23 protein-coding genes are annotated in these 24417 nt (G+C 40.3%); 4 read left to right on the forward strand and 19 right to left on the reverse strand.

Translation table 11 applies throughout. The features are described from left to right. Positions 1 to 36 precede the first annotated feature (36 nt). Positions 37 to 1980: a DNA topoisomerase IV subunit B gene (gene parE / locus AWH02_RS08775; protein WP_060553534.1), complete on the reverse strand. Its 1944-nt coding sequence runs from the start codon at positions 1978 to 1980 to the stop codon at positions 37 to 39. 162 nt (positions 1981 to 2142) lie between these two features. On the opposite strand from parE, the gene plsY reads away from it, so the two are divergent. After that, entirely contained in the window at positions 2143 to 2787 is a 645-nt protein-coding gene (gene plsY, locus AWH02_RS08780; protein ID WP_060553533.1) for a glycerol-3-phosphate 1-O-acyltransferase PlsY, read from the forward strand. A gap of 17 nt (positions 2788 to 2804) precedes the next feature. Here the strand turns inward: plsY and nt5e are convergent, their stop codons facing one another. From nt5e to AWH02_RS08830, 10 genes are all read right to left on the reverse strand, one after another. Next, positions 2805 to 4985 (reverse strand): cell surface ecto-5'-nucleotidase Nt5e, encoded by a 2181-nt coding sequence (nt5e, locus tag AWH02_RS08785; RefSeq protein WP_060553532.1) that lies wholly within the window; start codon positions 4983 to 4985, stop codon positions 2805 to 2807. Between the two features lie 141 nt (positions 4986 to 5126). Then, on the reverse strand, positions 5127 to 6395 hold the full coding sequence (locus tag AWH02_RS08790; protein WP_060553531.1) for a dihydroorotase: 1269 nt from the start codon (positions 6393 to 6395) through the stop codon (positions 5127 to 5129). A 12-nt stretch (positions 6396 to 6407) separates the two neighbouring features. Then, positions 6408 to 6872, reverse strand: a complete 465-nt coding sequence (locus AWH02_RS08795) for an NUDIX hydrolase (RefSeq protein WP_048774629.1) — start codon at positions 6870 to 6872, stop codon at positions 6408 to 6410. Positions 6873 to 6880: 8 nt separating this feature from the next. Then, positions 6881 to 7534 (reverse strand): uracil-DNA glycosylase, encoded by a 654-nt coding sequence (locus AWH02_RS08800; protein WP_060553530.1) that lies wholly within the window; start codon positions 7532 to 7534, stop codon positions 6881 to 6883. Positions 7535 to 7568: 34 nt separating this feature from the next. Next, positions 7569 to 8321, reverse strand: a complete 753-nt coding sequence (locus tag AWH02_RS08805) for a DUF4336 domain-containing protein (protein ID WP_060553529.1) — start codon at positions 8319 to 8321, stop codon at positions 7569 to 7571. A gap of 2 nt (positions 8322 to 8323) precedes the next feature. Then, positions 8324 to 9877 carry a glycosyltransferase family protein gene (locus AWH02_RS08810; protein WP_060553597.1) on the reverse strand — a complete coding sequence of 518 codons (1554 nt, stop codon included), beginning with the start codon at positions 9875 to 9877 and terminating at the stop codon, positions 8324 to 8326. A gap of 134 nt (positions 9878 to 10011) precedes the next feature. Then, the gene (gene pyrE / locus AWH02_RS08815; protein WP_060553528.1) at positions 10012 to 10641 is read right to left on the reverse strand and encodes an orotate phosphoribosyltransferase; all 630 of its coding nucleotides are present in this window, start codon (positions 10639 to 10641) and stop codon (positions 10012 to 10014) included. 78 nt (positions 10642 to 10719) lie between these two features. After that, the gene (gene pyrF, locus AWH02_RS08820; RefSeq protein WP_045503251.1) at positions 10720 to 11412 is read right to left on the reverse strand and encodes an orotidine-5'-phosphate decarboxylase; all 693 of its coding nucleotides are present in this window, start codon (positions 11410 to 11412) and stop codon (positions 10720 to 10722) included. A 249-nt stretch (positions 11413 to 11661) separates the two neighbouring features. Further along, positions 11662 to 12600 carry a dihydroorotate dehydrogenase gene (locus tag AWH02_RS08825; RefSeq protein WP_060553527.1) on the reverse strand — a complete coding sequence of 313 codons (939 nt, stop codon included), beginning with the start codon at positions 12598 to 12600 and terminating at the stop codon, positions 11662 to 11664. Positions 12601 to 12612: 12 nt separating this feature from the next. Further along, positions 12613 to 13419 (reverse strand): dihydroorotate dehydrogenase electron transfer subunit, encoded by an 807-nt coding sequence (locus tag AWH02_RS08830; protein WP_060553596.1) that lies wholly within the window; start codon positions 13417 to 13419, stop codon positions 12613 to 12615. A 187-nt stretch (positions 13420 to 13606) separates the two neighbouring features. On the opposite strand from AWH02_RS08830, the gene AWH02_RS08835 reads away from it, so the two are divergent. Together AWH02_RS08835 and AWH02_RS08840 are read left to right on the forward strand one after the other, a co-directional pair. Continuing rightward, on the forward strand, positions 13607 to 14515 hold the full coding sequence (locus tag AWH02_RS08835) for a LysR family transcriptional regulator (protein ID WP_060553526.1): 909 nt from the start codon (positions 13607 to 13609) through the stop codon (positions 14513 to 14515). Positions 14516 to 14537: 22 nt separating this feature from the next. Next, positions 14538 to 15518 carry a hypothetical protein gene (locus AWH02_RS08840; RefSeq protein WP_060553525.1) on the forward strand — a complete coding sequence of 327 codons (981 nt, stop codon included), beginning with the start codon at positions 14538 to 14540 and terminating at the stop codon, positions 15516 to 15518. Between the two features lie 27 nt (positions 15519 to 15545). Here AWH02_RS08840 and AWH02_RS08845 read toward each other — a convergent pair whose 3' ends face one another. The 8 genes from AWH02_RS08845 to rpiA form a co-directional block, all read right to left on the reverse strand. Next, a complete protein-coding gene (locus AWH02_RS08845) occupies positions 15546 to 16511 on the reverse strand; it encodes a hypothetical protein (RefSeq protein ID WP_060553524.1) in 966 nt (321 codons plus the stop codon). 122 nt (positions 16512 to 16633) lie between these two features. Beyond that, positions 16634 to 17365, reverse strand: coding sequence for an NAD-dependent protein deacylase (locus AWH02_RS08850; RefSeq protein WP_048780143.1), 732 nt, complete (start codon positions 17363 to 17365; stop codon positions 16634 to 16636). Between the two features lie 11 nt (positions 17366 to 17376). Continuing rightward, entirely contained in the window at positions 17377 to 18138 is a 762-nt protein-coding gene (locus tag AWH02_RS08855) for a hypothetical protein (RefSeq protein WP_053092497.1), read from the reverse strand. Next, a complete protein-coding gene (gene deoD / locus AWH02_RS08860; protein WP_012000655.1) occupies positions 18135 to 18848 on the reverse strand; it encodes a purine-nucleoside phosphorylase in 714 nt (237 codons plus the stop codon). Before deoD ends, AWH02_RS08855 begins: the two co-directional genes overlap by 4 nt. 493 nt (positions 18849 to 19341) lie before the next feature. Continuing rightward, complete coding sequence (locus AWH02_RS08865; RefSeq protein WP_398576975.1) at positions 19342 to 20631, reverse strand: chloride channel protein; 1290 nt, start codon at positions 20629 to 20631, stop codon at positions 19342 to 19344. Between the two features lie 2 nt (positions 20632 to 20633). After that, positions 20634 to 21443 (reverse strand): purine-nucleoside phosphorylase, encoded by an 810-nt coding sequence (locus AWH02_RS08870; protein WP_060553523.1) that lies wholly within the window; start codon positions 21441 to 21443, stop codon positions 20634 to 20636. Between the two features lie 116 nt (positions 21444 to 21559). Beyond that, complete coding sequence (locus tag AWH02_RS10940) at positions 21560 to 22771, reverse strand: phosphopentomutase (protein WP_060553522.1); 1212 nt, start codon at positions 22769 to 22771, stop codon at positions 21560 to 21562. Positions 22772 to 22783: 12 nt separating this feature from the next. After that, entirely contained in the window at positions 22784 to 23461 is a 678-nt protein-coding gene (gene rpiA, locus AWH02_RS10945) for a ribose-5-phosphate isomerase RpiA (RefSeq protein ID WP_060553521.1), read from the reverse strand. Positions 23462 to 23697: 236 nt separating this feature from the next. Here rpiA and AWH02_RS08885 point away from each other — a divergent pair, with 236 nt between their 5' ends. Then, entirely contained in the window at positions 23698 to 24393 is a 696-nt protein-coding gene (locus tag AWH02_RS08885; RefSeq protein ID WP_060553520.1) for an SHOCT domain-containing protein, read from the forward strand. Positions 24394 to 24417: the final 24 nt, after the last annotated feature.

The following is a 24417-nucleotide window of genomic DNA, read 5'->3' on the forward strand; positions in this document are numbered from 1 at the left end:
TAATGTAATTATCTATAATGATTAGTTAAACAAATTTTAAAAAGCTGTCGCTTCTTCTAGCGTAAACTTGACATTATCCTCAATCCACTTGCGGCGTGGTTCGACCTTGTCACCCATGAGGACATTGACACGGCGTTCGGCGCGAGCTAGATCTTCAATGGTGACACGGATGAGAGTGCGAGTTTCAGGGTTCATAGTGGTCTCCCAGAGTTGATCGGCATTCATTTCACCTAACCCCTTGTAGCGTTGAAGCATAGCTCCTTTGCCAAACTTGCGACGCAGGTCTTCCAGCTCGCCATCAGTCCAGGCATACTCGACAACTTCGCTCTTTCCCTTACCCTTGGACATCTTGTAGAGAGGAGGAAGTGCGATATATACACGGCCAGCTTCAACCAGCGGACGCATATAGCGATAGAAAAAGGTCAGCAACAAGGTTTGAATATGGGCACCGTCAGTATCCGCATCGGTCATGATAATGATCTTGTCATAGTTGGCATCCTCAAGGGTAAAGTCTGACCCAACACCCGCTCCAATCGTGTAGATCATGGTATTGATTTCTTCGTTCTTGAGAATGTCAGCCATCTTAGCCTTGGCGGTATTGATAACCTTACCTCGTAGGGGCAGGATGGCTTGGAACTTACGGTCACGTCCTTGCTTGGCAGAACCACCGGCAGAGTCTCCCTCAACCAGATAGAGTTCGTTCTTGGCTGGATTCTTAGATTGGGCCGGAGTTAGCTTACCAGAGAGTAAGCCCTTGTCTTTCTTATTTTTCTTGCCATTACGGCTTTCGTCACGTGCCTTGCGGGCCGCTTCCCGAGCATCTCTAGCCTTGATAGCCTTGCGGATGAGGTTTGATGCCAACTCACCATTTTCCAAGAGGAAGAAAGTCAGCTTGTCAGAGACAATGGAGTCCACAGCAGGACGAGCCAAGGGACTACCTAACTTGTCCTTAGTCTGGCCTTCAAACTGTAGATGTTCCTCAGGAACTAGGATTGATAAAACGGCAGATAGGCCCTCGCGGTAGTCTGAACCTTCCAGATTCTTATCCTTTTCCTTGAGCAGACCCGTCTTTCTGGCATAGTCGTTCATAGCCTTGGTAATAGCGGTCTTGAGCCCGGTCTCATGAGTACCACCGTCCTTGGTGCGCACATTATTGACAAATGATAAGATATTATCAGAGTAGCCGTCATTATACTGGAGAGCCACTTGAACTTGGAAACCACTTTCCTCTCCTTCAAAATAGAGAACCGGAGTCAGTGTTTCCTTGTCTTCATTGAGATAGCTGACAAAGTCTTCAACACCATTCTCATAATGGAACTCTATTTCTTCGCCAGTGCGAGCATCCGTCAGAGACAGGCGGACATTCTTGAGCAGGAAGGCTGATTCCTTAAGTCGCTCAGCAATAGTGTTGTACTTGAAGTCTGTCGTTGAAAAAATCGTATCGTCCGGCATAAAGGTCACTTTGGTTCCAGACTTGGACTTAGGTGCAGTACCGATTTTCTTGAGCGTAGTGACTGGTTTTCCGCCATTTTCAAAGCGTTGCTTGTAGACTGTACCATCACGGGTAATTTCTACTTCTAACCAGCTAGATAGGGCATTAACGACCGAAGAACCTACACCATGGAGTCCTCCTGAAGTTTTATAACCACCTTGACCAAACTTACCACCAGCATGTAATACTGTAAAAATGACCTCAACAGTAGGAATCCCCATAGCGTGCATACCAACTGGCATCCCGCGTCCATGGTCAGATACTGTTAAGCTCCCATCTTTATTGATGGTGACATCAATCCGATCACCAAAACCTGATAGAGCTTCATCAACTGCATTATCCACGATTTCCCACACTAAATGATGGAGTCCTGTCCCGTCAGTGGATCCGATATACATACCTGGACGTTTACGTACCGCATCCAACCCTTCTAATACTTGAATGGCATCATCATTATAATTATTAATATTGATTTCCTTCTTTGCCACAAGGAACCTCCTGCATTATTCATCCTTACTATCTTACAAGTTTTTATAAAATTTTGCAAAAGTTTTTGTCACAAAAGCCTTGAAATAAACATTTTTATCGGATTAGACAAATAATTTACTAGATTGTTAAATACAAAGCAAAATTCGTGATATAATAAATTTATGATAAATACAATTTTGGGCCTGATTTTGGCATATTTACTGGGTTCAATTCCAACTGGTTTATGGATTGGACAGATTTTCTTTAAAAAGAATTTACGAGAATACGGTAGTGGAAATACCGGCACAACTAATACTTTCCGTATTTTAGGAAAGACAGCTGGAACTGTTACTTTTGCAATCGACTTTCTAAAAGGAACTCTTGCAACCCTACTTCCACTTTTTCTCCATATCAATGGTATATCACCCATGATTTTTGGTCTAATAGCTGTTCTTGGCCACACCTTCCCAATTTTTGCTGAATTTAAGGGAGGCAAGGCCGTTGCTACAAGTGCAGGTGTTGTTCTTGGATTTTCTCCCCTCTTCTTTTCTTATTTGATTATTATTTTTATTGTAACACTTTACTTGGGAAGTATGATTTCTCTGGCTAGTATTGTTGTAGCTGGCTTTGCGATTCTTTCCGTTCTCATATTTCCTTCATTAGGAATTATCCTCCCTAGTTACGATCTTCTTTTTACTCTAATCATTATTCTTCTAGCATCAATTATTCTGATTCGACATAGAGATAACATGGAAAGAATTAAAAATAAATCGGAGAATCTTATCCCTTGGGGAATCAATATCACTAAACAAGTACCAAAAAAATAAGCCCTAGGGCTTATTTTTTAGTCTTCTTGACTCTTCTTGAAACCAAGGATTCCCAAGAAAGCAGTAAACAAGGATACAATAACTAAAGCAGGTGACTCTTTTGTTCCTGTTTCAGGAAGTCTAGCCTTAGATGATGCAAATGTTTTAGCAACATTAACTGTCAAAGGCTTACTGTTTGTAGCAACTTCTTCCTTCTTCTCTTCTTTTGCAGGATCTACTTTGGCTGCTGTCTTATAAGACGGTTGAACTACATTGCCATTTGCAGAGTAATTTGGAAGAGGTTGATAGTTTTGGCCACTTGGATTCTGATTAGACTGGCCATTTGGAACATCTGTTCTGCCAGGATAAGATTTTGGATCAGATGAATCTGTTCCATTTTTGATTTCTTCAATATCAGAAACTCCATCTCCATCACTATCTTTTTTAGAAGAGATAGAAATCGTACGGGAATTTGGATTTATAACCGAATATGCAGTCAAATCTGCTTTAGCTAAATAATCGGCAAAAGCCACGTCCATAGAAGGACCTTCTTCTCGCGCACCACCCAGCATGGTGTAACCATCACCACCGGCTGCTAAGAAATCATTTGTTGTCAAATAGTACTCTTTAGCAGGATCTAAGCTTTCATACTTACCGGTTTCTGGATTTTTAATTTCGATGTGCAAAATACGTTTTTCAGCAGGCAAGGTTGTATCGTAATAAACCTTAGCACCTGAAACCTGTAGGAAGCCTCCGCTTGGCTCAAGAAGGGGTTGGCCATTTTCATCCAAAACAGGCTGACCATTTTTTTCTTGTAAAATAGATCCAAGAGATTTAGCAAACATATCAGCAATGTTTTGTCCCGTTACTTTGATTTGAGAAATAGTGTTTCCGAAAGGAAGGACAGCGATCACATCACCTTTTGTAATTGGCTTATCTTTGGCAATTGTTTCACGCAAACCACCACCGTTTGTCACAGCAAGATCTGTTTTATGGCTAAATCCAGTTTGGCCGTATTCGTAAAGGGCGTCCGCTACCACATTACCAAGGTTTGTCTCACGAACCCGAACATTTTCACGCTGGCCGTTTAGCTCAACTGGGCTATTGGCACGAACAACTTTAGCATTTTCAGCATCATATCTTTCTTTAATTTCTTTGACCATGGCTGCTATTTTAGCATTTGGTACCACATCTTTAGTAGAAGCTGCAGAGATTTGTTGTGGATTTCCCAATAATTGATTAGCCTTATAAGTAATTTTACCAATGTTATTCAAATAACTTCCCGTTTGGTTATAAGTAACATTGTCTCCATAGGTTGTAGATTGAACTGTATGAGAGTGACCATCAATAACTGTTACGCGCTTACCTTTGAGCTTTGGATTATTTGAAAGAGCTTCAGCTAAAGTAGAGCCACGCCACTCTACTGGTGTAGTCGTATCAACACCCAAGTGGGCCAATACCACGTAGTTCTTGTATGATTTACCCTCTGCCGCAGCGCGAGCTTCTACTTCATCAATAACTGAATTAACTTCTGAGATAGGATCTTTAAATGTTACGCCTTGAACATTCTTAGGATGAGTTTTGGTCGCAGTTTCAGGTGTTGTCACACCGATTACTACAAACTCATCACCTACAACATTCTTATCCTTATCTACGATAGTTGATGCTTCAAACAAACGAGCACCATTTACATAGGTGTTAGAGCTTAAAAGAGGAAAATTAAGAATTTCTTTATATTTCTTTGCTTCATCTAGGCCAAAGTCAAACTCGTGATTCCCAACAGCCATAGCATCGTAGCCCATCTCATTAAGTAGTTTAGCACGCTCTTCACCTTTGGAACTATTTGAAATTGGCAAACCTTGAAAGGCATCTCCCGCATCAACTACAAGAGTTGAAGGATTGTTTTTCCTTTCCTCTTCAATAACGGCTGCTAATTTAGCGTCTCCAATAACTCCTTTTTCTTCAACAATACGGCCGTGAACGTCATTTGTATGGATAATATTTGCTTCAGGCAAATCAATTTGTTGTCCGGAAGCGCTTTCTTCACCCTGCGCACTTGTAGCAATAGCTCCATCTGGGACATTCCCTTCTTGAGCTGAAGTTGCTGCTGCAACTTCTTGACTAGGTTCAGAAGCTACTTGTTCATCTGCGTATACTTGATGAGCTAGAAATGCTGGAGCAAGTAATAAAAGCGGTAAAAGAATTTTTTTCTTTTGCATAAACCGTCCTCTTTTTCTTTTTTATTAGTTTTATTATATCGAAAAAGGGAGTAAAAGTGAATTATTTTCTGTACTTTACCTATGTATGTTCGTATCTAAACAAAAAAATCTGAGATTCTAATTATCTCAGATTTCCATAGATTATCCTTCAAAAACTAGTTCACCATCACAGAGGGTATACTTCACTTGACCTTTCAGCTTTTCACCAACAAAAGGTGAATTAGCTGCCTTGGAGGCAAAATGGTCAGTCACAAGTCTATCGGCTTCTGGGTCAAATATTGTCAAATCAGCAGGACCATCCTGAGCGATGAAACCAGCTTCAAAATCATACAGTTGGGCTGGATTAAGAGTCATTTTTTCCAAAAGTTCCATCAAGCTCAGATGACCAGCCTCAACTAGGTAGGTCAGTCCCAGAGAAAGCGAAGTTTCAAGACCAGTCATGCCAGAAGGTGCTTTAGTGATGTCTTCAACATTTTTCTCGTCAGCATGATGTGGAGCATGATCCGTCGCAATGACAGAAATGACACCTGATTTGAGCCCCTCAATAACCGCCAGACGGTCCGATTCTAAGCGCAGAGGCGGATTCATCTTAGCATTGCTGCCCTTGGTCAATAGCAAAGCTTCTGTCTTAGAGAAGTGCTGAGGTGCTGCTTCAGCAGTGACTTGAGCGCCTAGCTTCTGAGCGAATTCCACTACCTTTACACTCTCAGCCTTGGACAAATGCTGAATATGCACATGAGCCTTTGCATCATAAGCAATCATAACATCGCGAGCAATCATGCTGTATTCTGCCACACCTGTCGCGCCACAGATATGAAAATGCTCTTTGGCAATATGCTCATTGAAACCAAGTATGCCGTTGAGATTAGGATCTTCCTCATGTAAGCTTATAAAGGTGTCATTTTTACGTGCTTCTACGAGGGCTTGGCGGACAATGCCAGAGTTGGTCAGCGGAATACCGTCATCAGAAAAACCTACTGCACCTGCTGCCAAGAGACCTTGGAAATCTGTCAGATGCTGCCCATCAAAATTCTCTGTAATCGTTGCGACGGACTTGATATGGATATTTTCACGACTAGCTGAGTCCAGCACTTCCTTCAGGGTTTCAACTGTAGAGATGGTCGGATTGGTATTGGCCATCATAACAACTGTCGTAAAGCCACCTGCTGCTGCTGCCAAAGCCCCCGTATGAATATCTTCCTTATGAGTCTGGCCCGGCTCCCGGAAATGCACATGTATATCCACCAAACCAGGAGCCACAACCAAACCACTGGCATCAATAACTTTTGCTCCTTCTGCCTGCAAATCTTGACCTATTTTAACAATCTTCTTCCCCTCAACCAAGAGGTCAGTAATTTGGTCAAAACCAGTCTTAGGATCCATAACTCGTCCGTTTTTGATTAATAGCATCGTCTTATCTCCTTATTCGTAAAAGTCCACCTGCGTATCCAAGAGCTTATCCCCGTCATAAACAAACTTTGCTGAAAAGAAAGGCTTGTCTTCTAAAAGCCATTCGACAAAGGTATGATCGCCTTCCCAGGTTGGTTTAGACAAAACCTGATCATAGGGCACCCATTCTAGAGTCCCTTCATTGCAGTCAATCAGTTCCCCCTCGAACTCAGTCACCTTAAAAACATAGGTGTACCAGTCCAAGTTGGGAGTAAACTCTGGGAAAGTAATAATGCCCTTGAGGACAGGCTTTGCCTTTAGACCTGTTTCCTCTAGAATCTCGCGCGCAGCACATTCCTGCGGGGTTTCTCCTCGCTCTAGTTTGCCACCGACACCAATCCACTTCCCAGCATGGACATCATTGGGCTTTTTGTTGCGGTGCAGCATGAGAAACTCTCGGCCATTATCAATATAACAAATCGTTGCTAACTGAACCATATTACCTCCTAAGCTAACCAATTGATAGGTTCCAAGCCCTTAGCCACTAAGAAATCATTGGTACGAGAAAAAGGTTTACTACCAAAGAAACCACGATACGCAGACAGCGGACTTGGGTGAGCTGACTCGATGATCAAATGTTGAGGATTGCTTATCAAGGCTCTTTTCTTGCGAGCGTAAGAACCCCAGAGGATAAAGACAACTGGATCAGTCTTCTCATTGACTACCTTGATAATAGCATCTGTAAAAGGCTCCCAGATTAAGCCAGCATGCGCATTGGCCTGGCCAGCAGGCACTGTCAGACCAGCATTGAGTAAGAGAACACCCTGCTGAGCCCAGGAAGTCAAATCATGCGACTCTTTCACTCCGATATCATCAGCCAGTTCTTTGAGAATATTCTGCAAAGAAGGCGGAGCTGGAATGTCATCAGGTACAGAAAAACTCAAGCCCTGTGCCTGTTTTGGTCCGTGGTAGGGGTCCTGCCCTAAAATAACCACCTTAACATCCGCTAAATCTGTTGTCTGAATCGCATTAAACACCTTTTCCCGAGGTGGGTAAATAGTCCCTGAAGCATACACTTCATCTAAAAAATGATTGATTTTTGCAAAATAACCTTCAGGTAGCTGCTCCTTAATCAAAGTGTGCCAAGCTGAATGCTGCATATATGTCTCCTCTCATTTCCTACGATTGGATATTTTATCGAATCCACCTAAATGCTCTTCTTAGTTCTGCTACTCCATTTTCCAGAAAACAAGAACCGTGAGCTAGGATAATTTTTTCTGGTTGCCATGCCAACATCTGCTCTAGACAGTCCTTGGCTTCTTTTTGATGACCGATAAAGGTCATACGGTAGTCAATAGGAGTCTGGCCGTCCGGAGCTGCAACACGAACTAATTTATAAGCCTTGCTACGAAGTGGACTTGCAAAATGCTCTGTTTCAAAATTCTCGATCAAATCTGTCAAGATCAAGGTTTGACTGTCCTTATGAAAAAAGACAACTTCATTAATATAAGCACTCCCCTTGAAAACCAACTGATCTATCTGGTCTTCCCAAGCTCGTGGAGCCTTATCTGTCAGCTTTTCATCAAAAGAGACTGGTATTTTCTGCTTGGCCGCTCTCTCTTCCACTCCTGGGCTAGACCAAGCAATCGCCTCAGGATAACGCTTCTTCCAGTCAGCTATATAAGCATAGTGAATCTTATTAGGTGAAACGAGGTGTGCAACTGGTCCCAAAGCATCCAACTGATCAAACAAGGCTTGATTTGGTTGGATTGGTGAATGGCACCAGAGCTGGCCATTTGCTAACCTTATGACCGTCATGCGGGTAGAAAAAGGCAACTTTGTCAGCACCGCATCCATCTCAATCAAATCACCGTCGACAATCCAGATATTCTCAGCAATGGGCTTCAAGGTATAAAGCGGTTCATAGATAGGAACAGGTCTTTTCATCTTTAATCATTCCTTTTCAAAGACTTTCGTTGGGAAATTTTTAAGTAACAGACGACTTTCTTCAAATCTTGAGAATACTGACTTAAACCAAGAGCAGAAACCAGTAAAATCTGTGGTAAAAATTGGATGAGGTAACGGGTTTTCCCACCTTCAAAAATCTGAAGGAAAAGTAAGCCACCAAAAACAGCAAGATTTAAAAAGTTGACGCGATCATCAGGTCGGTATTTCCACAAAGTCATAACGAGACCTAGACTCATAACAATCCAAACTAGCTGCTTGATCAGAGCGTAATAGACATACTCCTTCTTATCAATGCTTAAAAAGAATGTCCGAACAAACTGAGCAAGTGGATTGTTTTTGGTCATTTCGTATAAAGGATTAATAAATGGTGTCTTTTCATTTTCAACATCACGATAGAGCCAACCCAAGGTCCCTTCTGCCACCGTTAGAGATTGCTTGTAATATAAGTGCCCCCAAAATGTCGCGGGTGTATATTCCTTCAAGCGACGCTTAATTTCCTTAATGACATTTTCCTTAGCAAACATGCCATTATTATAGTCATCTCTCTTGTTGGGTTCAATATATTGGAGCAACCCTTCTTTCATATCTGCTTGATTATGACCTATGTATGTAAGCCCCAAATTGATAAAGAGAAGCGGTCCTTTAGCTAACCCTTCTTTTTGAATAATTGTCACTTCATTCTGGTTCTTAATAGCCGTATGAAGTCCACTATAGGTTATCCCAAAAGCAAGGACAAATATTGATAAAACCAAAAGAAAATTTTTCCACTGCTTCTGCAAAAAGAATGTTACGAAGAAGGCAATCAAGAGAATCATGACTGTCGGGCGAACAAAATATAAGAAGCCTGTTAGCAACCCCAACGAAATACTTAAGGCAGTCAATTTCTTAATACTGTCAGCTTTAAAGATTCCAAAAATTAAGAAAATCTGTAAAGAAATAAAGGGCAGTGGCGGAATATCCGTATACATAGAGAAGAAATAAGGAGAAAATCCAGCCAAAAGCACATAAAGACTAAAAACGACATCAGCCGATTCTTGATTAAAAAATTTTTGACTTCCCTTATACAAAATCCAAGCTGTTAGATTAGCATACACCATGTTAAGCCCCTGCATTATCCAAAGTGCAGACGACTCCCCAAACAGCTTGTAGAAAAAGCGTTCGTAGAGAAAGAGAGGCAGATTATTTGGGTTACGTGTGATATAGCTTGAAATCGATGTTTCTTTGAGCAAACGAAATGCCCCGTTCAGAACAACTGCTGCATCCCGACGCACCAGCAACTCAGCCGCCCAAATCATAATGAGCTGAAAAACTACTACAGCCACCATAATCGCGATCTTATGTCGCATCAAATAGCGGTATACTTTCAAAACTTCTTTACGATAATAATAAGCCCCAAGCAGCAAGATACCAAAAATTGGATAGGCCCAATAACTCATCTCACTGATATAAAAGATTGAAACAAAAAACCAATGTACTACAAGGACTAACATGATTTTTTGTAAAATGGAAAACGATAGACGATAAATCTTTGACATAGGCTTATTATAGCAAAAATCAAGGTTTTTAGCTAAGAAAATACAGCAATCAAGAGACTGCTGCTTTTCTTTTGGCAAAGATAAAGTATCTGTTTCGATATGAAATATCGTTTAAACTCAAGCAGAACAAACTCTTACAGATGCCAATTTTCTTGGTCTTCCTTAAAGCGTTTCAATAAGGCTAATCCTTCAGCATTGATATAGCCTTCTTGCTCAGCTAAGTGAATCAACTCTGTATAGTTAGAAAGGGTCACCAATTTGACACCCGCTTCATTGAAGTTTTTATTTGCTTTTGGCAGCTCATAGGTAAAGATGGCCGCTGCGCCAATCACGTCCGCACCTTCACGTTTAGCAGCAGCGATAGCATCCAAGACAGAACCGCCTGTCGAGATTAAGTCCTCAATGACAACCATCTTCTGCCCAGGCTCTACGCGACCTTCGATTTGATTGCCCGCTCCGTGATCTTTTGGTTTGCTGCGAATGTAGGCAAATGGCAGGTTCATCTTATCAGCGATAATGGCTCCATGAGGAATACCTGCTGTCGCAGTTCCAGCAATGACTTCTACATCTGGAAATTCTGCCAGAATCTTTTCGACGAAACCATCTTCAATCAAGGTCCGAGTCTCTGGATAGGCCAAGGTCACACGGTTGTCTGTGTAAATAGGTGACTTGATACCTGATGCCCATGTAAAAGGCTCTTCTGGCTTCAAATACACAGCTTTGATTTTCAATAAATCACGCGCAATCTCTTTTGCTAAAGTCATTTTTTGCTCCTTATAAATTTGAAATTTTATGATACTGTTAATTTTGTATAACGTTTTAATTCGAATTACTTGTTTTGCTTAGCTATTCCACTGCTTCTTGATTTCATGATAAGCATCCCATGGATTTTCAGCTTGGATAATCGGACGACCGACTACAATATAATCACTACCGATTTGATGTGCTTCTTGCGGAGTCATAACCCGTTTCTGGTCACCAATTTCTGCTCCAGCTGGTCGAATACCCGGCGTCACACAGAGAAAGTCTTCAGCAGTAGCCGCCTTAATCAGTTCAACCTCTTGAGCTGAGCAAACTACGCCATCCAAACCAGCTTCCTTAGCTTTACGAGCGTAATTTACAACAGACTCCTGAACCGTTGTCTGGATGTTTTGACAATCACGCATATCTTCTTCACTGGTCGAGGTCAGCTGAGTCACTGCAACCAGTTTAGCCTTGTCTCCCAAAACCTTCTTAGCTTCGCTCATCATCTCCACACCGCCAGCTGCATGAACCGTCACCATGTCGATGCCAAAAGTTCCTAAGACAGACATAGCTGAGCGTACAGTATTGGGAATGTCGTGCAGTTTCAGATCCAAGAAAATGCTGTGTCCAAGTCCTTTCAAATAATGAACAATTTCTGGACCGATAGCATAGAAGAATTCCATACCGATTTTTACAAATAGTTTTTCATCTTCTGGAAAATGCTCCAAAAAAGCTTTGACATCGTCAAAAGATGGAAAGTCAAGGGCGATAATAGGACGTTCTTCACGCATGTAGGGATAATCTCCTTTTTTAATTATTAGCTTTAAAGAACTCCGGCAGGTACTCCTGTTGTCAACTATATCTTCACACTAGACTCGAAAATATAGAAAAAACCTTGCCTGAGAGCAAGGTTACACGAAAATGTGGCAGAATTTGCCATTCAAACGTATGATCCTTAGTAGCCTCTCTGGACTTCTTTAAAGGTTATATTTAGTTCATTCTATAATTTCACAGCAAGATTGTCAAGCAAAAATGTAACTTTAAAGCAAATTATCTCGAACTTCTTTTCGTAAGCTTTCAAGACTTTCGATGCCGTATTTATCCATCGCCTTAGGCAGATCTTCAATGATGGTCGGACAGGCATAAGGATCCGTGAAATTGGCAGTGCCCACCCCAATGGCTGAGGCGCCCGCTATAAACATCTCCAGAGCAGCCTCCGCCGAATCAACTCCCCCCATACCAATGATAGGAAGTTTGCTTGCCTGCGCCACTTGACGGATCAGCTTGAGCGCTACCGGAAAGACAGCTGGACCCGACATACCACCTGTGCCATTAGCGATAATAGGCTTGCGTGACTTCAAGTCAAATCGCATACCTACCAAGGTGTTAATCATGGTAAATCCAGCAGCTCCAGCATCTTCAACGGCCTTGGCTACCTGAGTAATATCAGCCACACTCGGAGTTAATTTGACATAGACAGGTACATCAGAAGTATCTACTGCTGCCTTGGTTGCTTCGTAAGCCAACTCTGGAACTTGACCAATCAAAAGGCCAGCATTTCCATGGTCAACATTAGGACAGGAGATATTGAGCTCAATGGCCTTGACATTGGGGGCTTGAGAAATTTTCCCAGCTACTGTGGCATATTCTTGATTGGAAAAACCTGCTACATTAGCGATGATTGGAAGGTCGGGATAATGTTTTTCCAGCCAGGGCAATTTTTCAGCTAGAACAACCTCAACACCTGGATTTTGTAGGCCAATGGCATTGAGCATACCAGCTGGCGTTTCTGCCACACGCGGAGTGGGATTGCCAAAGCGAGGGTCCAAAGTCGTAGCCTTTATCATGATAGAACCCAGAAAGTCCAAGTCATAGTACTTGGCATATTCTTGGCCGAAGCCAAAGCATCCAGATGCTGGAATAATTGGATTTTTCAGATCCAAGCCTGGCAAGGAAACTCTTAAACGTTGATTACTCATTCTTTTTCCCTCCTAGACAATAATCGTGCCCGTTTCAAAGACCGGACCGTCTTCACAAACGCGCTTATTGACTGACTCGTCCTGACCTGTCACATGAACGACGCAGGCATAGCAAGCGCCCATACCACAAGCCATACGTGATTCCATGGAGAGATAGGCATGCGGATGGTCCTGAAACTTACGATCGACGTACTGAAGCATAGCTGGCGCTCCACAGGAATAGACAGCCTCATAGTCTTGGATCATCTCATCTACCACCGCTGATACATAGCCCTTGCGACCATAGGAACCATTATCCGTCGTGACAATGACATCAGCGTATTTTTTTATTTCTGCTTCCAAAATAACAGCAGATTTATCAGAAAATCCCAGAACAGCTGTCACTTGAGCACCCTTTGCATGCAATTCTTTAGCAACCTCAAGCAAGGGAGGGACGCCAATCCCACCACCGATAATCAAAGCGTGGTCACCTGCCCTTACAGGACTCAAATCAAAGCCATTTCCCTGAGGCCCCATAACATCAAGATAAGAACCAGCAGGAAGTTGAGAAAAAATAGCCGTCCCGCCACCTTCTATCCGGTAGATGATACGACAAGTCAGATTATCTCGGTCAATCTCAGCAATTGAGATCGGCCGGCGCAAAAGCTTGCTGTCATCAGGTACCCTAATATGTAAAAACTGCCCAGCCTGCATCTGGCTGACCATTTGGCCCTTTAAAATCATGGAAAAAATATTAGGCGCAATCTCTACTTGATTCAGAAGCTCCATCTGCTCCAGCATAATCTTGCCAAATCTCTTTTTGCAACTGTCACTAACCATGACAACCTCACTTTCTACAAGAAAAAACCTCGCCACAGCAAGGTTTCGCAAAAAACAAGGCAGTCAATTGCCTCTTATATCGTTTTTCCTACCTTGCAGCCTCACTGGACTTGATTAAAGGTTTAAATTTATCATATTCTACAACTAAATAGATGTTTTGTCAATCCTATTATGATAAAATAGACCTATGAGAATTCAACAACTACACTATATTATCAAAATCGTCGAAACTGGCAGCATGAATGAGGCTGCCAAGCAACTTTTTATTACCCAGCCAAGCCTTTCTAATGCTGTGAGGGAACTCGAAAACGAGATGGGGATTGATATTTTCATCCGCAATCCGAAGGGAATCACTTTAACAAAAGACGGCATGGAGTTTCTATCTTATGCTCGTCAGGTAGTTGAGCAGACCCAATTATTGGAAGAGCGATACAAGAACCCTGTTGCCCATCGTGAGCTCTTTAGTGTATCTTCTCAGCACTACGCTTTTGTGGTTAATGCTTTTGTCTCCCTTCTTAAAAAAAGTGATATGGAAAAATATGAGCTATTTCTACGGGAAACTCGTACTTGGGAAATCATTGATGATGTCAAAAACTTCCGTAGCGAAATCGGTGTTCTCTTCTTAAACGGGTATAACCGAGATGTTCTATCCAAAATGCTAGATGATAATCATCTGATTGCAACTCATCTCTTCACAGCTCAGCCCCATATCTTTGTCAGCAAGTCCAACCCTCTTGCTAAGAAAAAATTGGTCCAACTGTCAGATTTAGAAAATTTCCCTTACCTCAGCTACGACCAAGGGACACATAATTCCTTCTACTTTTCTGAGGAAATCCTCTCCCAAGAACACCATAAAAAGTCTATCGTAGTCAGTGACCGAGCTACTCTTTTTAACCTCTTGATTGGTCTGGACGGATACACGATTGCTACTGGTATCCTCAACAGCAACCTCAATGGTGACAACATTGTCTCTATTCCACTTGATATCGATGATCCTATTGAGCTAGTCTACATCAAACATGAAAAAGCCAGCCTATCCAAGATGGGAGAACGCTTTATAGAATATCTGATTGAGGAAGTGAAGTTTGATAAATAGATAAACGCTATTAGGAGATTAAATGGAATCAAAACGCCTAGTTAAAATATCTTGGATTTGTATTACCCTTGTTCTTGGAATAATCATTTACTTCAATATACATCCTATCCCTACTTTGATTAAACCTGGGCTAACCATCACTATAAAAAATAGTAACGGTGGTTTTTTTAACACTACGAATCCTGTTAAAAACCTAGAAGACGCTGAAAACAATTTTTATGTAAAATTCAATATAAAAAAAGTTGATTATGTTTCTGAATCAGATTTTAATATTTATGATAATAAAGGAAAGCAAGTCCCAATAATTGACTTTCGTTCTACTTTTGCTGAGTATTCAAGTAATGATATTCAAATTTGGTTCACAGGAAAAGCAAATACTAAATATAGACTTGTATATAATGATGATAACAATACCAACCATAGTGTCAATTTTGATACCCCTTCAAAAAAATCATATATCAAAAAAGATGATCAGATTGTTAAAGCTTATGTAAAAAAATATTTTACAAATGGAATAAAAGACGAATTAACTGAAAATATTATTAAATATAATTCAGATAGTATATATGCTAATATCTCACCATACTATACTCCCTCAGATAAGGAAAACAAAGCTATTGTTCAAGCATACTGGGATGCTTTTATAAAAAACTGGAAAAACTACAGTATCGAAATGACAGAGGCTAGTGATGATAAATATTCATATACTATTAGGTATAGGTGGGGTGAGCCTGATATGGAAGAGTTAAATAGAATGATAGATAAGAGAGAAAACCAACTAAAAAAAGAGCTAGGTAGTGATTATGAAAAACTCTTCAAGAAGATTATTACTGAGATACCAACTATGATTAGAAAGACCCCGCAGAAAGAACCAGAAGAAAAATCTATAAGTTTTTCAATAAATAGAGAGGATATAGAAACACTTAATGGTCGAACCAGTTACGATAATATTTCAACGATTTCAAGTAAATTTAAAATGCCTCTCATGAAATTATATCCTTAAAATGAAAGAATCCAGATATTTTCGAAGCTATCTGGATTCTTTTTTATTTTGATTTAAAACTTCAGCAATGTATTCAGATTTATTTTCATCTGTATAGGTTTTTGAGTTTGATTTGACCTTATAGTCATGATCATTAAGTTGTTCGACAATATAAGAATGCGTAATGGTCATTTTAAACTGACTCCCTGTCGTGCTAACACTTAGAGGTAAGTTAGTAAATTCGTCTGAATAGAAGATTCTGGAGTAAGAGTGATTTGAAGTATGAGTTAATCTATTGTTATAAAAATCATACTTTCTATCCCAGTAGTTACCCCTATGCTGTTTTTGATAATCTTCAAAAAAATCTAATTTATCATCCATAATATTTTTCGAACTAGTAAAAAAAATAGGAGTCAAACTAAAATCAGGTTTATTCCCATATTCAAAATATGTTTGCTTCTCTCCTGTTTTAGGGTTTTTTAATTGGTAAGAAATCTCACTGCTGACTTCTGGAACCTGATAAAGAGTATCGCCCTCATAAAGAAATAATAATATGTCTATAAGATTGATATTTCTCTTGTTATCGGGCAAGTTAAAGTCCGGAAAACGAAAACTTAACTTTTGATAAATAGAATCATTTAACAAATTAGCACTAAATGATGGACCAATTTCAGAAGTCTCTTCTATGGGAATTTCTGACTTGCTACCATCGGTAAAAGTAACATGTAAAATTTGTTTTTCATTATATTCATTCCAATTTGATAATATCTTCTCTGTCAAATCTTGATTTTGGGGTACTTTTTCATTCATTTGATGTACAAATTCAATGTTCAAATTCTTAACTACTTTTTTCTTAGGTTTGATCTCACTTACTTTGTAGTTGTATACTGTATAATATTGATTTTCCCAATCAAACCATTCTGGCTTAAGATAATAACGCAAGCTGATAAATGTAACCAACAAAAAAGATATTACAATTAAGATTACTTGGTGCTTTCTCTTTAATTTTTTCATCTAGACCTCCTAGGCTCTACATTTTATTATAACATAGTCACATGAGTTTATATAGTAACTCCCCAACAGTAGAAAATATAAAACACCCGAAAAAGCATTTTGGGCTATTTTCAGGTGTTCTTTTATTGTCTTAATTGAGAAAATACTTGGCCAATCTTCCCTTCAATGACCAGGTCCGCCTGACTGTCTTGAGGAATACTGGTCTTGTTGATGACGACCAGATGCTTTCCTGAAAAGTACTGGATGAGGCTGGCTGCAGGATAGACGACTAAGGAAGTGCCACCAATTATCAGCAGGTCCGCTTGATGGATAGCTTGAGCAGCCTGCTGAAAAAACTCCATATCTAGAGGTTCTTCATAAAGAGTCACATCTGGTTTGACAATGCCTCCACAGTCAAGACAGTGAGGAATTGTATCGTCCAGAGCCAGAAAACCATCCAAATCATAGAATCGTTGACAATTCAGACAGTAATTTCTATCCGCACTGCCATGAAGTTTAAGAACTTTTTTCGAACCAGCCATTTCATGCAAGCTATCGATATTTTGAGTCACAACAGCCTTGAGCTTGCCTTCCTTCTCCAAATCCGCCAAGTAGACATGAGCTGCATTGGGCATAGCATCCGGATAGAGCAGATACTTCTTGTAAAAGTCAAAAAATTCCTGCGGATAGCGCTCAAACATAGTGTGAGAAACCAGCTGCTCTGCCGTAAAATGCCGTCCTAGCTTGACACTGTATATTCCATCCGAGCTGCGGAAGTCCGGAATATTGGATTCAGTCGAAACACCCGCCCCACCGAAAAAGACGATATTTTGACTTTGGTCTATCAATTCTTGCAGCCTTGCAATTTTATCCATCCTGCTACTCCTTATAAGAGACTTTCTATGACCTCATTAGCTAGGTCGAAGTAAAAAGGTTCTCTCTGATAAATAATACCTGTCTCCTGCGCCAAATCAACCAGAAGCGCCATAAAATGCTGAGATGAGAAACCTGTCGTCCGGTGCAATTCTTCCTCATCAAAAGGCTTGATAAGGTGGGCAAGCGGATTGCGGACTGACTTTTCTAACTCTCTTAGTTGTCCAACTGACTCTTTGACAGATTCTGGGAAATTCAACTGCAAAATTAATTCTGTCAAGCTAGAAGAGTTGACCGTGCTTTCCGTATGGAAATTTTGCAGGACAGGATGATCAGAATTTCGCATCTTTTCAAACTTCCAACGGTCATAGCTAGCCTCTCTAGAATTATGAATATAGCTGTCAATATCAGGCAACTGCATGCGAATCAACCGCATAAAAACCCTATAAATGGCCGGACTAACAGCTCGAACAAAGTCAATCAATTGTTCATTTCTCAATTTTGCATCTAGGTCATAAAGGTAATTGGCCAGCTGCTCGTCTGCTTCATTTTCATGGCAAAAAAGCTGAAAATCAGCTGGATTCATTCCAGTGATTTCCAACTTTAGATTCATGATAGATTGGATGTTGAGCTCTCTTCGCTCTGCTAGTGCCCTAAGAAGGCGAAGCAAGTCAGAATGGGTAGACTTTCCTGCTCGCTCAGCCAGTTTAAGGGCATAAGCATAGTCATAGCGAGAAATCGCAAAGAGAATAGCTTCTTTAGCATCTACTTTCATGCTTCAGCAATCAAGGTTTCCAAACCAACCTTCATCATATCTGTGAAGGTATTTTGACGTTCTTCTGCAGTTGTATCCTCTTCTGGATTGACCAAGCTGTCAGAAATAGTCATAATAGCAAGAGCATCCACATGGTGTTGAGCCGCCAAGTAGTATAGAGCTGCTGCTTCCATTTCAACAGCTTTAACTCCCCATTTTCCAAGCTCGATATTCTTTTCAAAGTAGTTTGAATAAAAGACATCTGAGGACAAAACATTCCCAACATGGGTGGTCATACCGAGATCTTTAGCAATATGGTAAGCCTTGTCTAGTAAATCAAAGCTAGCAATTTGCGGAAAATCATACTGTGGCCAGTCATTACGAATGATATTTGAATTAGTTGCAGCTGCTTGCGCCAAAACCAATTCACGGACATGGACATCCTCATTCAAAGAACCCGCAGTTCCCACGCGGATTAATTTCTTCACTCCGTAGTCAACAATTAACTCACGCGCATAGATAGAAATCGAAGGCATTCCCATCCCAGTTCCCATGACAGATACACGGTGACCTTTATAAGTACCAGTGTAACCAAACATGTTACGCACTTCGTTAAAACAAACAGCATCTTCAAGGAAGTTCTCCGCAATAAATTTAGCACGAAGAGGATCCCCTGGAAGAAGAATTTTATCAGCAATTTCACCCTGCTGAGCAGCAATATGGATAGACATAATTTATGATACAAAGAGCGAGAAGAAAACGACTGAAAATTAGGAATCTGACGAGAAACCCTGATTTCTCAGTCAGATTATCTATTTTCCAAGTTTTCCGCTCGTGTTCAAATCAGAACACTTCACTCTACCTTTCTTTATTCTAAATGTGATAGTCAAAAAGATACCAAACCCGTCAAAAAGCGAAGGGAAAATAGGAGTTGGGTGCAGTGAGCGATGCTCGCTAGACCAACTATCTTTTTCCCACTGCTTTTAGGGTGGGTTCAATTCCTTTCTTTCTTAATTTTAATATTCCAAAGAAAGACTAGCACGGGTTCAATTCAAGCCCGAACTACCCTTCCTTTCTTTATAAATAATATTGGTTAGGCATTAAAGAGTTTCGGTAAAATGCTAAACCTTGACTTTATTATTTTGTTTAATTAATTATACCATAAGAAGACAGGAGTCATCTATCTTATATGGTAAATCAAACACTAGAAAAAATGGTCGACTCTCATCTACTTTCTGGCTTAACTAAATCTCGTCCCATCAAACGATCCAAAGAAATAAGATCTAGCGCTTGGGAAAGTCTATAAGCAAGTAGAGCTGTCACCAAGAGATATGGCATTGATACTAAATCTTGACCAGTAAATGCAAAAACCAGTCCAGTCGCAGATAAAGGGGCCCTCAAGCTAACAGCCAAAAAGCAAACTGCCCCTAGAAGCATCATTGCATTATTTCCCTCTATTCCCATTACCATTGCTAAAACGAATCCTCCGCATATCCCCAATGCAAAAGAAGGTGTTAAGGTCCCTCCATATGCACCTGCCCAGAGAGTCAAAAAGACTAGCAAAGACTTTAGGATGAACAAAATAACAGCACTCCTAATCGATGTCCCTTTAAGTATTTCTTGAGCCATCATCCGACCATTTCCAAGTAAATGTGGCAAAAAATTTGCAAGAATTGCGATAAAGATGAAGGTCAAAGGAAGACTGAAAAAAATTCTCTGATCCTTAATTCTATAATTTATTGCTTTCTTAGTTAAGCAAGAAAATAAATAAGCCATAGGTGTTATGATGACGACTACCACTGGTAGCACCCAAACTAAATGCATGGACCATGATATGGCCGAAACGTGATAAAGAGGCTTACTAGAAATAACTAAACGAGCTGTAAAAGCTGCGACATAGGTCGCCATTCCAAGCAAAACAAAGCGTTTGATGGAAAAAAGCAAGCCCAAGGTTTCAAAGACAAAGAAAACACTGGTCAATGGAACCTGATAAACCGCTGCCAAACCTGCTCCAGCACCACTAGCAATCATAAATAGCCTATCGCTAGCTTTTAAACCGAAATAATTAGCTATCGGCCTTCCTAATAAAGCTCCAATCTCACGCGGTGCCCCTTCTTTCCCAACAGGAGCTCCACCACCAACTACAACAATTTGCCAAACAGAATGGAGCAACTGCTTAATGAAACGACCTTTTGACTCAAGAAATTGATCATCTTCTTTCATCTGACCTTTGATTGAAAGGAGTTTAGTCTTTCTTTGTAAGACAAACCAAATCAAAGCCGAAACAAGACCTATTAGAAGTAAATCAATTGTCATTCTAAGAGGAGAAACTCCATTTGTTAAAAAGGCAACATCGTGTTCTGAATGTCCAAAAACTAACTTCTCAATGATTTCTAAAAGATAATGAAGGAAAATACCCACTAAACCCGAAACTAGCCCTAGCAAAAAGATTGCCAGGACTAATCTTATGTTATAAGGGTATACCTGATGACATCTAACCGATTTTCTCAAAATAATTACAATTCAGCAAGAATCGCTTTAAGCAAGCCTTTGAAGTCGGCTTTGACACGTTCAGTTACTTCTACTACTTCTTCGTGATTGAGTTCTTCTTGGAAACCAGCCGCAAAGTTAGTAATACATGAAATACCAAGGACTTTCAAGCCAGAATGTGCTGCCACAATCACTTCAGGAACTGTAGACATGCCGACTGCATCTGCTCCCAAGGTCTTATAGGCACGGATTTCCGCTGGTGTTTCATAAGTTGGACCAGTTACACCGATATAGACACCTTCATCAAGCTTGATACCAAGTTTTTTAGCCACTTCATGGGCAGTAGCGCGGTATTCTGGTGTGTAGGCTTTTGACATATCAGGGAAACGTGGACCAAAGTCATCCAAGTTTTCACCGATCAATGGGTTCTGACCAGTCATGTTGATATGGTCACTAATTGCCATCAATGTACCAGGTCCAAATCCGATACCACCAGCAGCATTGGTTACAAGAACCCCTTCACATCCCAAAACTTTCATCACACGAACTGGGAAAGTGACAACTTCCAACGGATTTCCTTCGTAGAAGTGGAAACGGCCTTGAAGCGCCAATACTTTGCGACCCGCCAAGTCACCGTAGACTAATTTACCAGCGTGGCCAACGACAGTTGAACGACCCCAGTTTGGAATCTCAGTGTAGTCTACTACTACTGCGTTTTCGATTTCTTCGGCTAATTCTCCAAGACCTGATCCAAGGATCAAACCGAACTCAGGAGCTTCAACTCCTTTGCCTTTCAAATAAGCAGCTGTTTCATTGATTTTTTCTAATAATGACATTAATATTCCTCACCTATCTATTGTTTTATAAAGCAATAAACTAATTTTCAAAGGTATTTCTATTGCCTACTAGCCTATTATTATGATGCTATCTTTATTAGCTTAGTCCTGTCTTCTTACACCAATTTATCTAAGAAGCTTTCACCAATCATTGCCTTGTCCACTCCAAAGTTCTCAGCAACAGTAGCTGAGATATCGGCAAAGTGTCCGACTGGAATATGACCGTGACCGCTTAAAGATTTTCCAAAAATTAAGAGAGGGATATATTCACGAGTATGGTCAGTACCAGCGTAGGTAGGGTCATTACCATGGTCAGCAGTAATCATGAGCAAGTCATCTTCACGCATATTTTCAATGATTTCAGGAATACGAGCATCAAACTCTTCCAAGCAGTCGCGATAGCCATGTGGATTACGACGGTGACCATATAGAGCATCAAAGTCTACTAAGTTAGTAAAGGAGAATCCGTGTTTGAAGTCTGCGTCCTTCAATGCTTTAACTAAATTATCTACCCCATGATTATTGGACTGATTGTGGCCCATGTCATGGTTGATCCCAGCACCGTTGAAGATGTCGTTGATCTTACCAACAGAATAAGTATCGATTCCCGCTTCATTTAGCTTATCAAGTACAGTTGGCTCGAATGGTGATACTGCGTAGTCGTGACGGTTAGCAGTACGGGTGAAGTTTCCTGGTTCACCCACATATGGACGGGCAATGATACGTCCTAGAAGCGCAGGTCTATCCAAAGTAATTGAACGAGCATATTCACAAATGCGATAGAGTTCTTCCAATGGAATCACTTCTTCATGAGCAGCAATCTGCAATACTGGATCCGCAGAAGTATAGATAATTAGCTCGCCCGTTTCCATCTGACGAGGACCAAAGTCATCAATAACTGCTGTTCCTGAATAAGGTTTATTAGCCTCACGAATAACTTTACGTCCAGAAAACTCTTCAATCTGAGTCAAGATTTCTTCTGGGAAACCATTCCAGAAAGTATCAAATGGTTCAGTAATATTTAGTCCCATGATTTCCCAGTGGCCAGTCATCGTGTCTTTTCCAAGTGATACTTCCTCAAGTTTAGTATAATAGCCACTTGGATTTGCTTCCTGAGGAACTGTCTTCAAAGGAACAGGACGTTCGATATTTCCCAGACCAATCTTAGCCATATTAGGGACTGTAAGTCCAACTGTTTTGGAAATATGTCCCAGAGTATCTGAAGCACCGTCTGGCACTCCAGCATTAACAAAGTTGTTAGCATCTGGTGCTGCACCAATACCAACTGAGTCCATAACTACTAAGTGAATACGATTAAATTTTGCCATAAGATCCTCCTTTTATTTATTAGCTTCTAAAACTTGAACACCAGCTTTTCCTGCTACAATAACCTTATCTACCATTTGGTTAAAGAGACCGTGCTCAACTACACCAACGATGTGGTCTAATTCACGGGCAAACTCAATAGGATTTTCAATCACACCCAAATCTAGGTCAATGATAAAATTCTTCATATCTGTAACAAAGCGTTGACCATCTTTCTGACGAAAGGCTGGTTTATAACCTGCACGTTCAAAGCGACGGAAAACTTGCTCTGCACCATACTGGACAACTTCGACCGGAAGCTTAAAAGCTCCTAGCTTCTCAACCAATTTACTCTCATCAACTACCCAAATGTAGCTTTTTGTCGGTGTTGCAACGACCTTCTCCATAAGGAGAGCGCCCCCACCACCTTTAATACCATTAAAGTTTGTATCAACCTCATCTGCCCCATCAACTGTCACATCAACTAAATCAACTTCATCAATGGATTTGAGTGGAATTCCCAAACCTTCTGCTTGCTGACTGGTTACACTTGAAGTTGTTACTGCGATAATCTGCAGTCCTTCTTCTTTGATCCGACGGCCAATCTCTTCGACAAAATAATAAGCGGTCGAACCCGTTCCAAGTCCAACTACCATACCATCTGTCACGAACTCAGCAGCCTTAATCCCTGCCATCTTCTTTAGATTCTCCATTTTGACCTCCTTTGCATTTTTCAGGCGTTTGAACCGTAAAAAAAAGTCCTTTGCCCAGCCAAAAGAATCAATCTATTTATAGTATAGCACTATTTTATAGAACATGAAAGCATTTTCCTAATTTCTAATAATTTTTTGAAAATTGCCATAGTTAAATCAAAACCTTGCCCACTCTATCCCTTTTTGATAGAATTAATTTCGAAAGATTATTGAATGATAAAAGCGGGAGATTAATTGTGGGATTATTTAATTTTGGAAAAAATAAAGATCAAAAAGCTAATAAAAATTTAGTTAAAGAGGAACAAAAGCGCATTGCAGAAATGAAGCACAAGGAAAATCTTGTTCGAAATCAAATTTTTCAGAAAACAGACAAATTTCAATATTTATATCTAGATAATACTAACAGGCTCTTCAAAATAAGAAGGGAAGAAGATTTTTTTGCAGGAAGTATTACAACATTCAGTTTTGATGAATTAATAAACTATGAATTATTCGAGGATGAAGTTACTGTAACTAAAGGTGGCATCTCTATTGGTAGAGCTCTGGTTGGTGCTACTCTTGCTGGTCCAGCTGGTTTAGTTGTTGGAGGATTGACTGGAAGTAAAACATCACGAAACTCCTGTGATAAGTTGTCCGTCAAATTCACTGTTGACGGTTTGCATGCAGGTACATATGAAATTAAATTAATAAAAAAACAAACAAAAAAGAAATCATTATTTTATGAAACAGCTGTTAAAAACGCTAATGAAATTATTCTAGCTTTCGATACTATCATTGCAAGTCAGCAATATCATAAAACCGAAAAAAATGAAACTGAGCAAGTTAATTATTCTCTTTCAGATGAGCTATTAAAATTAAAATCACTGGTTGAATCAGGAATATTAACACAAGAAGAGTTTGAAGTACAAAAAAACAAATTGTTAAATAAATAATACATACATGTTATAAACAAGTGA

Origin of the sequence: Streptococcus gordonii (genome assembly GCF_001553855.1) — a bacterium.
GTDB classification, from domain to species: Bacteria; Bacillota; Bacilli; order Lactobacillales; family Streptococcaceae; genus Streptococcus; species Streptococcus gordonii.

Bases quoted from the DNA above. Each gene is read 5' to 3' on its own strand.
- AWH02_RS08845 (WP_060553524.1), bottom strand. From the start codon at position 16,511: ATGAAAAAATTAAAGAGAAAGCACCAAGTAATCTTAATTGTAATATCT.
- AWH02_RS08810 (WP_060553597.1), bottom strand. From the start codon at position 9,877: ATGTCAAAGATTTATCGTCTATCGTTTTCCATTTTACAAAAAATCATG.
- AWH02_RS08805 (WP_060553529.1), bottom strand. From the start codon at position 8,321: ATGAAAAGACCTGTTCCTATCTATGAACCGCTTTATACCTTGAAGCCC.
- AWH02_RS08795 (WP_048774629.1), bottom strand. From the start codon at position 6,872: ATGGTTCAGTTAGCAACGATTTGTTATATTGATAATGGCCGAGAGTTT.
- AWH02_RS08850 (WP_048780143.1), bottom strand. From the start codon at position 17,365: ATGGATAAAATTGCAAGGCTGCAAGAATTGATAGACCAAAGTCAAAAT.
- AWH02_RS08830 (WP_060553596.1), bottom strand. From the start codon at position 13,419: ATGGTTAGTGACAGTTGCAAAAAGAGATTTGGCAAGATTATGCTGGAG.
- nt5e (WP_060553532.1), bottom strand. From the start codon at position 4,985: ATGCAAAAGAAAAAAATTCTTTTACCGCTTTTATTACTTGCTCCAGCA.
- pyrE (WP_060553528.1), bottom strand. From the start codon at position 10,641: ATGACTTTAGCAAAAGAGATTGCGCGTGATTTATTGAAAATCAAAGCT.
- AWH02_RS08790 (WP_060553531.1), bottom strand. From the start codon at position 6,395: ATGCTATTAATCAAAAACGGACGAGTTATGGATCCTAAGACTGGTTTT.
- AWH02_RS08870 (WP_060553523.1), bottom strand. From the start codon at position 21,443: ATGTCATTATTAGAAAAAATCAATGAAACAGCTGCTTATTTGAAAGGC.
- plsY (WP_060553533.1), top strand. From the start codon at position 2,143: ATGATAAATACAATTTTGGGCCTGATTTTGGCATATTTACTGGGTTCA.
- AWH02_RS08800 (WP_060553530.1), bottom strand. From the start codon at position 7,534: ATGCAGCATTCAGCTTGGCACACTTTGATTAAGGAGCAGCTACCTGAA.
- deoD (WP_012000655.1), bottom strand. From the start codon at position 18,848: ATGTCTATCCATATTGCTGCTCAGCAGGGTGAAATTGCTGATAAAATT.
- AWH02_RS08825 (WP_060553527.1), bottom strand. From the start codon at position 12,600: ATGAGTAATCAACGTTTAAGAGTTTCCTTGCCAGGCTTGGATCTGAAA.
- AWH02_RS08840 (WP_060553525.1), top strand. From the start codon at position 14,538: ATGGAATCAAAACGCCTAGTTAAAATATCTTGGATTTGTATTACCCTT.
- rpiA (WP_060553521.1), bottom strand. From the start codon at position 23,461: ATGGAGAATCTAAAGAAGATGGCAGGGATTAAGGCTGCTGAGTTCGTG.
- AWH02_RS08835 (WP_060553526.1), top strand. From the start codon at position 13,607: ATGAGAATTCAACAACTACACTATATTATCAAAATCGTCGAAACTGGC.
- AWH02_RS10940 (WP_060553522.1), bottom strand. From the start codon at position 22,771: ATGGCAAAATTTAATCGTATTCACTTAGTAGTTATGGACTCAGTTGGT.
- AWH02_RS08855 (WP_053092497.1), bottom strand. From the start codon at position 18,138: ATGAAAGTAGATGCTAAAGAAGCTATTCTCTTTGCGATTTCTCGCTAT.
- pyrF (WP_045503251.1), bottom strand. From the start codon at position 11,412: ATGCGTGAAGAACGTCCTATTATCGCCCTTGACTTTCCATCTTTTGAC.